At 71.5% G+C, this 15,987-nt stretch carries 9 protein-coding genes; 1 reads left to right on the top strand and 8 read right to left on the bottom strand.

Going from position 1 to position 15,987, the window contains the following annotated elements:
* Positions 1-14: 14 nt before the first annotated feature.
* The 8 genes from tmk to bldG form a co-directional block, all read right to left on the bottom strand.
* A complete protein-coding gene (gene tmk, locus ACWZEH_RS18985) occupies positions 15-3,314 on the bottom strand; it encodes a dTMP kinase (protein WP_456192360.1) in 3,300 nt (1,099 codons plus the stop codon).
* 144 nt (positions 3,315-3,458) lie between these two features.
* Complete coding sequence (topA, locus tag ACWZEH_RS18980) at positions 3,459-6,344, bottom strand: type I DNA topoisomerase (RefSeq protein ID WP_456192359.1); 2,886 nt, start codon at positions 6,342-6,344, stop codon at positions 3,459-3,461.
* A gap of 266 nt (positions 6,345-6,610) precedes the next feature.
* Positions 6,611-6,808, bottom strand: a complete 198-nt coding sequence (locus tag ACWZEH_RS18975) for a hypothetical protein (protein ID WP_456192358.1) — start codon at positions 6,806-6,808, stop codon at positions 6,611-6,613.
* 287 nt (positions 6,809-7,095) lie between these two features.
* Entirely contained in the window at positions 7,096-8,616 is a 1,521-nt protein-coding gene (locus ACWZEH_RS18970; RefSeq protein WP_456192357.1) for a DUF7059 domain-containing protein, read from the bottom strand.
* Between the two features lie 135 nt (positions 8,617-8,751).
* Positions 8,752-9,342 (bottom strand): small secreted protein, encoded by a 591-nt coding sequence (locus ACWZEH_RS18965; protein WP_456192356.1) that lies wholly within the window; start codon positions 9,340-9,342, stop codon positions 8,752-8,754.
* Positions 9,343-9,538: 196 nt separating this feature from the next.
* Entirely contained in the window at positions 9,539-11,944 is a 2,406-nt protein-coding gene (locus ACWZEH_RS18960; RefSeq protein ID WP_456192355.1) for a sodium-translocating pyrophosphatase, read from the bottom strand.
* Positions 11,945-12,424: 480 nt separating this feature from the next.
* Positions 12,425-12,862, bottom strand: coding sequence for an ATP-binding protein (locus tag ACWZEH_RS18955; RefSeq protein WP_456192354.1), 438 nt, complete (start codon positions 12,860-12,862; stop codon positions 12,425-12,427).
* Between the two features lie 113 nt (positions 12,863-12,975).
* Positions 12,976-13,317 carry an anti-sigma factor antagonist BldG gene (gene bldG, locus ACWZEH_RS18950; RefSeq protein ID WP_003991900.1) on the bottom strand — a complete coding sequence of 114 codons (342 nt, stop codon included), beginning with the start codon at positions 13,315-13,317 and terminating at the stop codon, positions 12,976-12,978.
* Positions 13,318-13,396: 79 nt separating this feature from the next.
* Here bldG and ACWZEH_RS18945 point away from each other — a divergent pair, with 79 nt between their 5' ends.
* Positions 13,397-15,934 carry a DEAD/DEAH box helicase gene (locus ACWZEH_RS18945; RefSeq protein ID WP_456192353.1) on the top strand — a complete coding sequence of 846 codons (2,538 nt, stop codon included), beginning with the start codon at positions 13,397-13,399 and terminating at the stop codon, positions 15,932-15,934.
* Positions 15,935-15,987: the final 53 nt, after the last annotated feature.

Raw genomic sequence — 15,987 nt, 5'->3', positions numbered from 1 at the left:
GGCGGCCGCTCGTGTCAGCGGCGCCGTCCCCAGCCCTTGCCCCTGCCCCGACCGCCCTCGTCGGGTTCATCGTGCTCGCCCGGTTCGCCGCGCTCGTCGTCGCTCGAGCCCAGCAGTTCGTCCGCCAGGGTCGGCAGGTCGTCCAGCGGGGTCTCCTCGGCCCAGTCCGAGCGCTGCCTGCGCCGGTCCGGCATGTTCTCGAGGTCGACCCGGGGCAGCTCGCGCGTGCTGGTCACCTCGTCCTCGTCCTGGGTGATCGCGGGGAGCACCGCCGTCTCCTCCGTGGCACTCGGCGGCGGCACGGCCGGCAGCACCTCGGTCTCGTCGCCGGCCGCCTTCGGCGGAACCGGCACCTGCGGCAGCTCGGTCGTCACCTCGGCCTCGGACGGCTGGGAGGACCTGGCCCAGCCGGGCTCCCCTCCGCTCTCGCCCCTCGCGGAGTCGCGCCGGTCCTCGCGGAACCGGTCCGAGGACTCACCGGAGCCCGACCCGTCCTCTCCGGTCCCGGCTCCCGCCCTGCCGCCCGGCACCCTGGGCAGCACCGCCGTCTCGTCCGCCGACGCGGACCCGCGGGACGCGTCCGGCCCGTCAGAAGCGTCCGGACCACGCGACGCGTCCGACCCGCTCGGCGTGTCCGGCGTGTTCGGCGTGTCCGGCGTGTTCGGCGCAATCCTCCTGGAAGGGCCCGCCGCCGCCGCGGCCGCGGCCCGTTCCGCGAGGAGCCGGGCCTCCTCGGCCCGCCGCAGTGCCTCCTCGGCCTTGCGCTGCTTCTCCAGGCGCAGTGCCTCGGCCTCGGCGCGCAGCCGCGCCTCCTCCTCGGCCTCCTTGCGGCGGCGCTCCTCCTCCGCCTCGCGGCGGGCCTCCGCCTTCGCGCGTGCCTTCTCCTCGGCAAGGAGCCGCTGCCGCTCCTCCTCCGCCCGGCGGGCGGCCTCCTCGGCGCGCTGCCGGGCCTCCTCCGCCTGCCGTTCGGCCTCGCGCCGCTGCGCCTCCTCCAGCTCGCGCCGCTTGCGCTCCTCCTCCTCGGCGCGCAGCCGGGCCAGCTGCTCCTCGCGCTCGCGCTCCAGGCGCTCCTCCTCCGCCTTGCGCGCCGCTTCCTCCTCCGCCTTGCGGCGGGCCTCCTCCTCGGCCTTGCGCCGCGCTTCCTCGATGGCCTCGATCTCGGCCTCGGACAGCGGCAGCACCTGGTCGAGCCGGTGCCGGATGACCGTACCGACCGCGTCCGGCTCCTGACCGGCGTCGACGACCAGGTACCGGCCGGGGTCGGCCGCGGCCAGCGTGAGGAAACCGGCCCGCACGCGCGCGTGGAACTCGGCGGGCTCCGACTCCAGCCGGTCCGGCGCCTCGGTGAACCGCTCGCGCGCGGTCTCCGGCGCCACGTCGAGCAGCACGGTGAGGTGGGGTACGAGGCCGTCGGTCGCCCAGCGGTTGATGCGGGCGATCTCGGTCGGCGACAGGTCGCGCCCGGCGCCCTGGTAGGCGACCGAGGAGTCGATGTACCGGTCGGAGACGACGACCGCGCCACGCTCCAGGGCGGGCCGTACGACCGTGTCGATGTGCTCGGCGCGGTCCGCCGCGTACAGCAGGGCCTCCGCGCGGTGGGACAGTCCGGCGCTGGAGACGTCCAGCAGGATCGACCGCAGCCGCTTGCCGACCGGCGTCGCCCCCGGCTCACGCGTGAGCACGACTTCGTGGCCCTTGTCCCGGATCCACTCGGCGAGCATTTCGGCCTGGGTGGATTTTCCGGCTCCGTCGCCGCCCTCCAGGGCGATGAAGAACCCGGCGCCCGCAGTCGCGGGTCCGGGATCGTCGCCGCCGAGCAGCGCCTCCCGCAGGTCGTGGCGCAGCGGCACCCCGGAACGGTCGTCGACCTTGGCCAGAACGAGTGCGGCCACCGGCAGCAGCAGCGCGCCCACCAGCATCAGCGTGAACGCGGCACCGCCGTGCGCGAAGACGAACCGGCCGCTCTCCAGCCGGTGCGGTCCGATGCCCGCGGCCACCAGTGGGGCGGTCACCGCGCCGAGTGCCACGAAGAGGCGGACGACCGCGTGCAGGTGCTCCGTCGTACGGGCCCGCCGCTGGTCCTCGGTCTCCTGGTCGAGCAGGGTGTGCCCGGTGTTGGCCGCCGTGCCCGCGCCGACACCGGCCAGCGCGGTGATCAGCAGCACGCTGGTGACGTCCGGCACGAGTCCGGCGGCGAGCAGCGCGACGCCGGTGAAGGCGAGCGCCAGAGCGAGCAGCCTGCGCCGCGACAGCGACGGAAGCAGGGCCGGCGCCGTCCGTATGCCGACGACGACACCGCCGGTCAGCGCGGCCACCAGCAGGCCGTACAGCACGGGTCCGCCGCCCAGGTCCTTGGCGTGCAGCACGAACACGGCGACGGCGGCCGACACCGCGGCGGCCACGGACGCGGACGCGAGCACCAGCAGCGGCATGGCGCCGGTGCGGCCCTTGTCCGAACCGGCACCGGAGCCGGTGCCGGTCTTCGGGCGTCGCAGGCCCTCCAGCGGCGACCGCGCGCGCGGGGTGCGCGTGCCGGGCAGTTCGAGGAACGTCACCATGGACAGCGACGCGGCGAACAGTCCGGCCGCGACGTACGAGGCGAGCGCCGCCTGGTGCTGCCCGAACCAGTCGATGCCCGTGCCCAGCAGGTTGTTGAGGAGTCCCGCGACGACGAGGACGAGGGCCGCGGCGGGCACCACCACGAACCCCGTACGCAGCGACAGGCGGCGCAGCGCGTCCATGTGGTCCGGCAGCGGCCGCACCGTCGCGCCCTCCAGGGGCGGGGCGGGCAGCAGCGCGGGCGCCGCGCTCTCGCGGCACACCGTCCAGAAACGCTCGGCGACCGACGTCACGAAGGTGGTGACGAGAAGGAGGGCGAGCGCGTCGTCGGGCGTCCAGTCGATCCACAGCGGCGCGACGATGAGCAGGGCCGCCCGCAGTCCGTCCGCGCCGACCATGGTCCAGCGGCGGTCCAGCGGGCCGCCCGGAGAGGTGAGCGACGTGAGCGGGCCGAGGAGGACGGCGCCGAACAGCAGCGTCGCGAGGATCCGCACCCCGAAAACGGTCGCCACTGCGAACGCGACGCCCCGGTAGCCGCCGCCGAACGAACCTTCGGCGACCGCGGCCTGGAGGGCGAGGAGCACCAGCACGAGGAGGGCGAGGATGTCCCCGACACCACCCACGAACTGCGCGCTCCAGAGGCGTTTCTGCTGTGGGCTGCGCAGCAGGGCCCGGATGGCCCGCTCGCGGGAGTCCGCGACCAGGGCGTCGTCGGGGGCCGTTTGAGGGTCCGTTGGCGGCTTGGCTCGCGTCATGCGTTCAGCCTATCGGCCCGCGCCGGCACCCCGGCCCCCGCCCTGACATGCGCACGTCCCGACACCGAAGTGTTGCCGGGACGTTCGCGTTCCGAACCCCCGGCGAAGATCCACACCTGGGAACGGGCAGGCCCTGAAGGCCCCTCAGTCCTCGGCGCCGGCACCGCTCGGGGCAGCCGTCGCCTTCTTCGTGGCGGTCCTGGTCGCAGCAGCCGTCGTCTTCGCCGCGGCCGTGGTCTTCTTCGCCGTGGTCTTCTTGGCGGCCGCCGTCTTCTTCGCCGGAGCCTTCTTGGCCGCCGCCGACTTGGCCGGGGCCTTCTTGGCCGTCTTCTTCGCCGTCTTCTTGGCGGGCCCCTTGGCACGCTTCTCGGCGAGCAGCTCGAACCCGCGCTCCTGGGTGATCGTCTCGACACTGTCGCCGGAGCGCAGGGTGGCGTTGGTCTCGCCGTCGGTGACGTACGGGCCGAAGCGGCCGTCCTTGACGACGACCGGCTTCTCGCTGACGGGATCGGTGCCCAGCTCCTTCAGCGGCGGCTTGGCCGCGGCCCGCCCACGCTGCTTGGGCTGGGCGTAGATCGCCAGCGCCTCCTCCAGCGTGATCGTGAAGAGCTGCTCCTCGGACTGCAGCGACCGTGAGTCGGTGCCCTTCTTCAGATACGGCCCGTACCGGCCGTTCTGAGCGGTGATCTCCACACCCTCCGCGTCGGAGCCCACCACGCGCGGCAGCGACATCAGCTTCAGCGCGTCGTCGAGCGTCACCGTGTCCAGGGACATCGACTTGAAGAGGGAGGCCGTGCGCGGCTTGACCGCGTTCTTGCCGGTCTTCGGGGTGCCCTCGGGGAGGACCTCCGTGACGTACGGGCCGTAACGGCCGTCCCTGGCGATGATCGGACGGCCCGTCGACGGGTCGGTGCCCAGCTCGAAGTCACCGCTCGGCTTGGCGAGCAGTTCCTCGGCGTACCCCACCGTCAGCTCGTCGGGCGCCAGGTCCTCGGGGACGTCGGCGCGCTGGTGGTTCTCGGAGTCCTTCTCACCGCGCTCGATGTACGGGCCGTACCGGCCGACCCGCAGCACGATGCCGTCGCCCACCGGGAACGACGACACCTCTCGCGCGTCGATCGCGCCCAGGTCGGTCACCAGTTCCTTGAGGCCGCCGAGGTGGTCCCCGTCGCCGTTGCCCGCCTCGGCCGCTCCGCTGCCGCTGCCGCCCGCGGGGAAGTCGCTGTCGGGGGCGCTCTCGCCGAAGTAGAACCGCTTGAGCCACGGCACGGACCGCGCCTCGCCGCGCGCGATGCGGTCGAGGTCGTCCTCCATGCGAGCGGTGAAGTCGTAGTCGACGAGCCGGCCGAAGTGCTTCTCCAGCAGGTTGACGACGGCGAACGAGAGGAAGGACGGCACCAGGGCCGTGCCCTTCTTGAAGACATAGCCGCGGTCGAGGATCGTGCCGATGATCGACGCGTACGTCGACGGACGGCCGATCTCCCGCTCCTCCAGCTCCTTGACCAGCGACGCCTCGGTGTAGCGGGCCGGGGGCTTGGTGGCGTGGCCGTCGGCCGTGATCTCCTCGGCGGTGAGGGGGTCGCCCTCGGCGGCCTGCGGCAGCCGGCGCTCGCGGTCGTCGAGTTCGGCGTTCGGGTCGTCCGCGCCCTCGACGTAGGCCTTCAGGAAGCCGTGGAAGGTGATGGTCTTGCCGGACGCGGTGAACTCGACGTCGCGTCCGTCGGCCGCCGCGCCACCGATCTTCACGGTGACGGAGTTGCCGGTGGCGTCCTTCATCTGAGAGGCGACGGTCCGCTTCCAGATCAGCTCGTAGAGCCGGAACTGGTCGCCGGTCAGGCCGGTCTCGGCAGGGGTGCGGAAGCGGTCGCCGGAGGGGCGGATCGCCTCGTGCGCCTCCTGCGCGTTCTTCACCTTCCCGGCGTAGGTGCGCGGCTGCGGCGGCAGGTAGTCGGCACCGTACAGCTGTGTGACCTGGGCTCGGGCCGCGGAGACCGCCGTCTCGCTCAGCGTCGTCGAGTCCGTACGCATGTAGGTGATGTAGCCGTTCTCGTACAGCTTCTGCGCGACCTGCATGGTGGACTTCGCACCGAAGCCGAGCTTGCGGCTCGCCTCCTGCTGCAGCGTCGTCGTACGGAACGGGGCGTACGGCGAGCGGCGGTACGGCTTGGACTCGACGGACCGCACGGAGAACCGGGTGTTCTCCAGGGCGGCGGCCAGGGCGCGGGCGTTCGCCTCGTCGAGCTGGAGGGTGTTCGCGCTCTTCAGCTGCCCCAGGGAGTCGAAGTCGCGGCCCTGCGCGACGCGCCTGCCGTCGACGGACTGCAGACGGGCGACGAGCGTCGACGGGTCCGACGAGTCCCCGGCGCGGCCGGTCGCGAAGGTACCGGTCAGGTCCCAGTACTCGGCGGAACGGAATGCGATGCGCTCGCGCTCCCGCTCGACCACTAGCCGGGTGGCGACGGACTGGACACGGCCGGCGGACAGCCGGGGCATGACCTTCTTCCACAGGACCGGCGAGACCTCGTAGCCGTAGAGGCGGTCGAGGATGCGGCGGGTCTCCTGGGCGTCTACCAGCTTCTGGTTGAGCTGGCGCGGGTTGGCCACGGCCGCGCGGATCGCTTCCTTGGTGATCTCGTGGAAGACCATCCGCTTGACCGGGATCTTCGGCTTGAGCACTTCCTGCAGGTGCCAGGCGATGGCCTCGCCCTCGCGGTCCTCATCGGTGGCGAGGAAGAGTTCGTCGGATTCCTTCAGCAGGTCCTTGAGCTTCTTGACCTGGGCCCGCTTGTCGGCGTTGACCACATAGATCGGCTGGAAGTCATGGTCGACGTCCACACCGAGACGGCGGACCTCACCGGTGTACTTCTCGGGCACCTCCGCGGCGCCGTTGGGAAGGTCGCGAATATGCCCGACGCTCGCCTCGACGATGTAGCCAGGGCCGAGATAGCCCTTGATCGTCTTCGCCTTGGCAGGCGACTCGACGATGACGAGTCGGCGGCCGCCCTTCGCGGTCTCGCTGGTCGGGGACAACTTCGCTCTTCTCTCCGGTCGACGCTGGGGCCTCTCCGGGCTCTCGTCCCGGGGTCGGGTCTGCATTCACGGCTCGTGACGCTGCGGAGTGTGACGGTACATCCCGCCCCCGTGTCAAACGGGAAAAGCCCGCAACGGCCACTCGAACGGTAACCCGACTTGCACCGTTCCTGCCGCCCGGACTGCCCAGACCCTGCCCGCCCCTATGCGGAGCGCACCCTCTCGATTACCGGAACCCCTGTTCGTCCGCGGTCCCCGGACGGACCTCAGAGGCGGGTGAGGCACCACACCCCGACGAGGAGGGAGGTCAGTGAGACCAGGCTCGCGACAGTGACCGAGGCGACCGGACTCACACCCTGGGCCACGGGGCGACGCCGGCGGACGCTGATCGCGATCCAGGCCAGCAACCCGCCCCCGAACAGGCAGAACACCATCCCCACGAAGATCGCCGGTCCGCTTTCCATGGTCCCCCGAGCCCTTCTTCCCGGCCGCTGACGCCGGCCCGGGGGTGAGGCTGGCACGCGCGGACGGCGGGAAGGCGAACCGGAAGTGAACGCGGGGGCGACGGCGGCGGGTGCGAAGGCGGCCGGCCTCGGCGGGGGTGTCCGAAACCACTCGAAAGTTGGCGAACCCACCACCCTCCCGAGCCTCTCTTCCCTCCCGGCTCCCCGTCTTCCCTCCCGGCTCCCGGATCCGCCTCCCGAGTCCTCGATCCGCCCCCACCGTCATCAGGGCCGGAAGTCCCGCACCGTCACCTCACCGGCTCCAGGAAGCCCTGTTCGACCAGCAGCCGGATCTGGGCCGGGGTGCGGTCGCGCAGCACGACCGGGTCCTCGCCGAGGAGCTGGGCGATGGCGTCGAGGATGCGGCCCGCGCTCATCGTGCCGTCGCTCACACCCGCGAAGCCGGCGCCGACGGTGTCCACCCGGGTGGCCCGGCGCATGCCGCGGTTCTGGCGCAGCACCACGTGTTCCGGGTCCTCCGCGCCGGGCAGCCCGACCTGTTCCTGCACCACCTCGGCGGCCAGCTTGAAGCGTGCTGCGAGCAGCGCCGCGTCGTCGTGCGTGCGGAGGTGGTCGAGCCGTTCGAAGTGGGCCCGCACCGTGTCCCCGAGCGGCTGCTCGACCGGATGCGGCCATTCCTCCACCGTGATCGACGGCAGGTCGGCACCCGACTTGCGCAGCGTGATCCAGCCGAAGCCGACCGCCTTCACGCCGCGCGCCTCGAACTCGTCCAGCCAGGCGTGGTACCGCGCCCGGTACCCGGCCGTGTCACCGCGGTGGTCGCCGGCGTCCCGCAGCCACAGCTCGGTGTACTGACTGACGTCCTGCACCTCGCGCTGCACGATCCAGGCGTCGCACCCACGAGGAACCCACGACCTGAGCCTGTCCTGCCAGTCCTCCCCTTCGACGTGCTGCCAGTTGGCGAGGAACTGCGCGAACCCTCCGTCCCCGAGCCGTTCCCCCGCCTCCTGAACGAGCGTGCGGCACAGATCGTCCCCGCCCATACCGCCGTCACGGTAGGTGAGCCGCGCGCCCGGCGAGATCACGAAGGGCGGGTTGGACACGATCAGGTCGTACTTCTCGTCCGCGCGGACCGGTGCGAACAGCGACCCCTCGCGCAGATCGGCGGCCGGGGCCCCGGAGAGGGCCAGGGTGAGCGCGGTGATGTGCAGCGCGCGGGGGTTGACGTCGGTGGCCGTCACGCGCGTGGCGTGCCGGGTGGCGTGCAGCGCCTGGATGCCGGAGCCGGTACCGAGGTCGAGCGCGGAGGCCACGGGCGTGCGGACGGTGATGCCGGCCAGGGTCGTGGACGCCCCGCCGACGCCGAGGACGACGCCCTCGTGCGCACTGCCGATGCCGCCCGCACCGCCGACCGCGCACCCGAGGTCGGACACGATGAACCAGTCCTCGTCCGCGGGCCCTCCGTACGGCCGTACGTCCACGGTCGCGGTGACCTCGCCCGCGCCGGCGCGGGCCAGCCACCCGTCCTCCAGGCAGGCGTCGACGGGCAGCACGTCCGCCACGCGCGCGTGCGGCACGGGTTGCTGCAACAGGAACAGACGTACGAGCGTCTCCAGCGGGGTGTCTTCGCGCGTGGCCCGGAAGGCGGGCACGGTCTCGCTGCGGGCCAGCGCCGCGTACGCGGGGGCGCCGAGCAGTTCGAGCAGTCCGTCGGCGGTGAAGGATGCCCCGAGCAGCGCCTCCCGGAGGCGGGCGGCGGTGTCGGGACGGTCGGACGAGGGCAGGGGCGACAGGCCGGTGTTACTCACGCCCTCCATTGTGGCCGCCGCCCCCGCCCCGCGCGTGCCGTGACCGTCACGACCGCCACGGCGGTGAGGGCCGCCGCGGCGGTCGCGGCGGCCCTCGTGGTCACAGGGTGAGGGCGGCTGTGCGCCGGCGTACCGTCAGCCCGTCGTGGACTGCGCCGAACCGGTGGCCGTCCTGCAGCTGGGCTGCCGGGCCATCGCCTCGCCGACCTCGCCCTCCTCCAGCGTCTTGAGTGCGTCGTTGCCGCTCTTGCTGAGCTTGTCCAGCTCTGCGGCGATGTCCTTCAGACCGTCGGCGAACTTCGCCTGGTCCTCCGTGTCGAGCCCGTCGACCTGCTTCTTCAGGGAGGCGTACGAACCGGAGATGCTGTTGAGTTCCTTGACCGCGTCCGTCTGCTTCTTCTCGCCGTTCTCGACGTCCGGCGCCCCCGCCTTGGTCACGGCCGCGCCGATCGCCTTGTAGGCGTCGGACATGTCCTGGAAGGCTTTCGAGTCGGTCCTCTGCACCTCTTCCGGGGTGCTGTTGTCCGAGGTCTCCTTCTGGATCGCGGCGTTGGCGGCCTGGATCTTCTTCGCCTGCGGCTGTACCGCGCCACAGACCTGGTCCGCCCAGGAGTCCAGCTTCTCGTTGCTGTCGTCGCCGCCGCATCCCGTCAGCGCCAGTACCAGTACCGCACCGCTGGACAGCGCGGCCGCGAGTTTCTTGTTCACCGGATCGGCCCCTTCCATGACTCCCGGCCCCGGAACATACACGCCGGATGCGCGACATCTCCCCGACGGGTGCCCGCCAAGACCACCATTGAGGCCATTTGCACCATCGAGAGAAGGCTCACGACGAGGGGCACGCAGCACACGGCGCGGGCGGGCGACGCGTCGTCAAAACGCGCTGCCCGCCCGCACCTCGAGCCGGGACTCGGTGGCGTGCCTAGGAAACCACCGCCGGGTCGGCCGGCTTGGAGTCCGGTTCGGCGTCGCCTTCGTCACCCATGGCGATCCCGCGCCGCTTGGACACGTACACCGAGCCGACGATCACGGCCAGGGCGAGGACCGCGATCAGCACCCGTACGCCGACGTTCCTGTCCGCGCCGTAGGAGAACTGGATGACCGCGGGCGCGATGAGCAGCGCGACCAGGTTCATCACCTTCAGCAGCGGGTTGATGGCCGGTCCCGCGGTGTCCTTGAAGGGGTCTCCGACGGTGTCGCCGATGATGGTCGCCTCGTGGGCCTCGCTGCCCTTGCCGCCGTGGTGGCCGTCCTCGACGAGTTTCTTCGCGTTGTCCCACGCGCCTCCGGAGTTGGCGAGGAACACCGCCATGAGGGTGCCCGAGCCGATCGCGCCCGCGAGGAAGGCGCCGAGCGCCCCGACGCCGAGCGTGAACCCGATGAAGATGGGTGCCAGCACGGCGAGCAGACCGGGTGTGGCGAGTTCGCGCAGGGCGTCCTTGGTGCAGATGTCGACGACCTTTCCGTACTCCGGTTTCTCGCTGTAGTCCATGATCCCGGGCTTCTCGCGGAACTGCCGCCGCACCTCGAAGACCACCGAACCCGCCGACCGCGACACCGCGTTGATCGCCAGTCCGGAGAAGAGGAAGACGACCGCCGCGCCCGCGATGAGCCCGACGAGGTTGTTGGGCTGCGAGATGTCCATCATCAGGCTCATCGGGGCGCCCTCCCCGCTGAGCCGTTCGCCCACGTCCCGCGCGCCGGTGGTGATGGCGTCGCGGTACGAGCCGAACAGCGCCGCCGCCGCGAGAACCGCCGTGGCGATGGCGATGCCCTTGGTGATGGCCTTGGTGGTGTTGCCGACGGCGTCCAGGTCGGTGAGCACCTGGGCTCCCGCGCCCTCGACGTCGCCGGACATCTCCGCGATGCCCTGCGCGTTGTCGGAGACCGGCCCGAAGGTGTCCATCGCGACGATCACACCGACCGTGGTGAGCAGGCCGGTGCCCGCGAGCGCCACCGCGAACAGCGCCAGCATGATCGACGTGCCGCCGAGCAGGAACGCCCCGTACACGCCGAGGCCGATCAGCAAAGCGGTGTAGACGGCCGATTCGAGCCCGAGGGAGATACCGGCGAGGACGACGGTGGCCGGGCCGGTGAGCGAGGTCTTCCCGATGTCCTTGACGGGGCGCCGGGTGGTCTCGGTGAAGTAGCCGGTGAGCTGCTGGATGAGGGCGGCGAGGACGATGCCGATGGCGACCGCGACGAGCGCGAGGATCCGCGGGTCGCCGTCCATGCCCTGGACCGCCGCGTCGGTGACACCGTCGAGGTCGGCGTACGACGACGGCAGATAGACGAACACGGCGATCGCCACCAGGACGAGCGAGATCACCGCGGAGACGAAGAACCCGCGGTTGATCGCGCTCATGCCGCTGCGGTCGGCGCGTCTGGGGGCCACCGCGAAGATGCCGATCATCGCGGTGAGGACGCCGATCGCCGGCACGAGCAGCGGGAAGGCCAGTCCGGCGTCGCCGAAGGCGGCCGAGCCCAGGATCAGCGCGGCCACCAGCGTCACGGCGTACGACTCGAACAGGTCGGCCGCCATGCCCGCGCAGTCGCCGACGTTGTCGCCGACGTTGTCGGCGATGGTCGCGGCATTGCGCGGGTCGTCCTCCGGAATGCCCTTCTCGACCTTGCCGACCAGGTCGGCGCCGACGTCGGCGGCCTTGGTGAAGATGCCGCCGCCGACCCGCATGAACATCGCGATGAGCGCGGCCCCGAGCCCGAAGCCCTCGAGCACCTTCGGCGCGTCGGCCGCGTACACGAGCACCACGCAGGCAGCGCCCAGCAGGCCGAGCCCGACGGTGAACATGCCGACCACACCGCCCGTGCGAAAAGCGATCCTCATCGCTTTGTGCGAGACGGCGGTGAGATCCTTTTCCGGCTCGCCCGGACCCGGTGTCGCCTCGCGGGCCGCCGCGGCGACTCGCACATTGGCGCGGACGGCGAGCCACATGCCGATATACCCGGTGGTCGCCGAGAACGCCGCTCCGATCAGGAAGAAACCCGATCGTCCGGCACGCTGGTGCCAGTCGTCCGCGGGCAGCAGCAGGAGCAGGAAGAACACGACTACGGCGAATACGCCGAGCGTGCGAAGCTGGCGGGCCAGATAGGCGTTCGCGCCCTCCTGGACCGCCGCGGCGATCTCCTTCATTTTGTCGGTGCCCTCGCCGGCCGCGAGCACCTGGCGCACCAGGACCCCCGCGACGGCCAGCGCTGCCAGTGCCACGAGCCCGATGACCACCACGAGCACGCGGTTGCCGTCGGTCAGCACGGCAGCTGCGAGGGAGAGGGGTTGGCCCGGCTGATGTGAGAGCGAAAGCTCCGCCATTCGTCCTCCTTGACGCTTGGGCTGAGCTCAAGATGTGGACGGGATTGTAGGTACCCGGAACCTGATCAAAACAGAGTGCGTTAAATGTAAATGGCCGCACATGCTCTTCACGCAATGATCGCCGGACGGCCGGGGAACCACAATCCGTAATGCCACTGAGGCATTCGACGGATCATTCACCTGATCAGACGAATGATCCCTTTGATGATCGCGCAAAAGCCTCTTCGGCCACTTGCCTGATCGTGAATTAATTCACGCGATGAACGGCACTGCGGGCAGCCCGCCCAGGAGCGCTCGTACGGTCCTGGGCGCACGGGGCGGTGCACCCGGGGGCCGCCCGGAGGGGACGGAGGGCGGGGCGGCCGGTACAGGGACCACCGCAGGCGCGGGCGATCGCACCCGCACATGCCGAAGGGCCCCACGGATGGGGCCCTTCGGCACGAGTGAGTCGGATACGTCCGATCGGAGGGGTCAGACGGGTCAGGCGGGGAAGGTGGCCGGCGGCGTGGTGGACCACCTCATGCGGATCGATCCGCCGTACTCCCCGGCACTGACCTCGACATCGTCGACGAGTCCGCTGATGACCGCGAGGCCCATCTCGTCCTCCTCGATCTCGGCCTCGGTGCCCCCGGGCCCGTCGCCGGGCGTGCGCCCGCCGGGAACCGCGTGGGGCGCCTCGTCACCGACCTCGATGGAGAACTGCTTCTCCTCCTCGGTCAGCAGCACCTTCACGGGGGCTGAGATGCCGCCGTTCCGGTGCAGTCCGACGGCACGTGTGCACGCCTCACCGACGGCCAGGCGGACCTCGTCGAGGACGGCCTCGTCCACTCCGGCCCTGCGCGCCACCGCTGCCGCCACCAGGCGGGCGGTCCTGACATGCTCGGGCAGCGCGCTGAAGCGGAGCTCAACGGTGGCCATGCGTCCCCCTCGCGAACTTCGGACGTGCTGTGGGGAGGCGCCGGGCCGCCGAAGAGCCCGGTCCCCCTCGTACTTCACTGCTGCTCCCGGGCGCGGACGCCCGGGACCGGTGATCAGTCGGTGGCCGCCACCGCTTCCTCGACCGAGGTGTGAATCGGGAACACCTTGGTGAGGCCGGTGATACGGAAGATCTTGAGAATGCGCTCCTGGTTGCAGACCAGGCGCAGCGAGCCCTCATGGGCACGCACACGCTTCAGGCCGCCGACCAGCACGCCGAGTCCGGTTGAATCGAGGAAGTCCACACCCTCCATGTCGACGACAAGGTGGAAACTGCCGTCATTCACCAGCTCGACCAGCTGCTCGCGCAGCTTGGGCGCGGTATATACGTCGATTTCGCCACCGACCCTGACGATCGTGCGATCGCCCATGGTCTCGGTCGACAGGGACAGGTCCACGGATCCTCCAGCACCTAGCTTTCGAGCGGTCGCCCTTGGGGCATTTCGGCTCAGCCCCCGGGACGGTTCGCCAGCCGCGATGGCATTCAATCACTTACCGGCAGGCATGCACGACGCCTTGGACCCATTGTCCGTCATGCCGGTGACACACTCGGTGCCGATGGCCAAGAATCTTCGACCCGATCGGCCCCCGGCGGACGGCGCACCCCAGCCCTCGCCGAGGGCGCTCCTCGACCGGCTCGCGGCCGGGCCGAGCAGGGCTTCGCGCATTACTCATACGGAGCACTTGCCCCCGCGGGCGGGTCGCCATGCCGTCTGGCCGGACCGGATCCGGGCGGAGGTGCTCGCCGCCGTGCAGGCCGCGGGCATCGACCATCCGTGGGCCCACCAGGCACGCGCCGCCGAACACGCCCTCGACGGCGAGTCCGTCGTGGTCGCCACCGGTACCGCCTCCGGCAAGTCCCTGGCGTATCTCACGCCCGTCCTGTCGGCGCTCCTGGACGGCTCCGAGGCCCCGAACGGCCGCGGCGCGACCGCCCTGTACCTGGCCCCCACGAAGGCGCTTGCGGCCGACCAGTGCCGTGCTGTGAAGGAACTTTCACAACCTTTGGGCCATTCGGTGCGCGCCGCGGTCCACGACGGCGACACTCCGTTCGAGGAACGCGAGTGGATCCGCCAGTACGCCAACTACGTCCTGACCAACCCGGACATGCTGCACCGGGGCGTCCTCCCGTCCCACGCCCGCTGGGCCTCCTTCCTGAAGTCGCTGAAGTACGTCGTCGTCGACGAGTGCCACACCTACCGGGGCGTCTTCGGCTCGCACGTCGCCCAGGTGCTGCGCCGGCTGCGCCGGCTCTGCGCCCGCTACGGCGCCTCGCCCGTGTTCCTGCTCGCCTCCGCGACCGCCGCCGAGCCCGCGGTCGCCGCCCGCCGCCTCACCGGTCTGCCGGTGGTCGAGGTCGCCGACGACGCCTCACCTCGTGGGGAACTGGTGTTCGCCCTCTGGGAACCTCCGCTGACCGAGCTGCACGGCGAGAAGGGCGCCCCCGTCCGGCGCACGGCCACCGCCGAGGCCGCCGACCTGATGACCGACCTCACCGTCCAGGGCGTGCGCTCGGTCACCTTCGTACGCTCCCGGCGCGGCGCCGAGCTGATCTCGGTGATCGCCCAGGAGCGCCTCGCCGAGGTCGACCGCTCGCTGGTCCGGCGGGTGGCGGCCTACCGGGGCGGCTATCTCCCCGAGGAGCGCCGCGCCCTCGAACGTGCCCTGCACTCCGGCGAACTCCTCGGACTGGCCGCGACGAACGCCCTGGAGCTCGGCGTGGACATCTCCGGCCTGGACGCCGTGGTGATCGCCGGCTATCCGGGAACCCGGGCGTCCCTGTGGCAGCAGGCGGGCCGCGCGGGCCGGTCGGGGCAGGGCGCCCTCGCCGTCCTGGTCGCCCGCGACGACCCCCTGGACACCTTCCTCGTCCATCACCCCGAGGCCCTGTTCGACCGGCCCGTGGAATCCACCGTCCTCGACCCCGACAACCCCTACGTGCTCGCCCCGCACCTGTGCGCGGCGGCCGAGGAACTGCCGCTGACCGACGAGGATCTGGCACTGTTCGGACCGGCCGCCGAGGAGCTGCTGCCGCAGCTGGAGGCCGCGAAGCTGCTCCGCCGCCGGACGAAGGCCTGGCACTGGACCCGCAGGGAACGGGCCGCCGACCTGACCGACATCCGCGGGGAGGGCGGCCGTCCCGTCCAGGTCGTCGAGGACGGGACGGGACGGCTGCTCGGCACGGTGGACGCCGGCGCCGCGCACACGACCGTCCACGAGGGCGCGGTCCACCTGCACCAGGGCCGCACGTATCTCGTCCGCTCCCTCGATCTGGAGGATTCCGTCGCCCTGGTCGAGCAGGCCGCCCCGGCCTACACGACGGTCGCCCGCGACACGACGTCGATCTCCGTGCTGGAGACGGACACCGAGATCCCGTGGGGTGACGGCCGCCTGTGCTTCGGCTCCGTCGAGGTCACCAACCAAGTGGTCTCCTTCCTGCGTCGACGTGTCATCACCGGCGAGGTACTGGGCGAGACGAAACTCGACCTGCCACCCCGTACGCTGCGCACCCGCGCGGTGTGGTGGACGGTCACCGAGGACCAGCTGGACCGGGCCCGGATCAACCCGGAGATCCTCGGCGGCGCCCTGCACGCCGCCGAGCACGCGTCGATCGGCATGCTGCCCCTCTTCGCGACCTGCGACCGCTGGGACATCGGCGGGGTCTCCGTCCCCCTGCACCCCGACACCCTGCTGCCCACCGTCTTCGTCTACGACGGTCATCCGGGCGGGGCCGGCTTCGCCGAGCGCGCCTTCCACACCGCCGGCGACTGGCTCACCGCCACCCGGCAGGCGATCGCCTCCTGCGAGTGCGAGGCCGGGTGCCCGTCCTGTATCCAGTCCCCCAAGTGCGGCAACGGCAACGAGCCTCTGCACAAGCGGGGTGCGGTACGGCTCCTCACGGTGCTGCTGGAGGGGGCACCGGCGAAGGAGGGCGGGGCGGGGGAGAGCGAGGCGGAGCGGGCGGATCGAACGGGCCCGACGGGCGGTGTGGCGCCGGAGGCCGGCCAGGGGTGAGCGACAGCGGGGGCCACCGGACCGGCCGGTCCCGCCCGCGCCCTGACCTCCGC

The sequence above is a fragment of the Streptomyces yamdrokensis genome (assembly GCF_053890455.1).
This window is presented reverse-complemented; position numbering and strand designations above follow the sequence as displayed.

Bases quoted from the DNA above. Each gene is read 5' to 3' on its own strand.
- tmk (WP_456192360.1), bottom strand. From the start codon at position 3,314: ATGACGCGAGCCAAGCCGCCAACGGACCCTCAAACGGCCCCCGACGAC.
- ACWZEH_RS18955 (WP_456192354.1), bottom strand. From the start codon at position 12,862: ATGGCCACCGTTGAGCTCCGCTTCAGCGCGCTGCCCGAGCATGTCAGG.
- ACWZEH_RS18960 (WP_456192355.1), bottom strand. From the start codon at position 11,944: ATGGCGGAGCTTTCGCTCTCACATCAGCCGGGCCAACCCCTCTCCCTC.
- ACWZEH_RS18975 (WP_456192358.1), bottom strand. From the start codon at position 6,808: ATGGAAAGCGGACCGGCGATCTTCGTGGGGATGGTGTTCTGCCTGTTC.
- ACWZEH_RS18965 (WP_456192356.1), bottom strand. From the start codon at position 9,342: ATGGAAGGGGCCGATCCGGTGAACAAGAAACTCGCGGCCGCGCTGTCC.
- ACWZEH_RS18945 (WP_456192353.1), top strand. From the start codon at position 13,397: ATGGCATTCAATCACTTACCGGCAGGCATGCACGACGCCTTGGACCCA.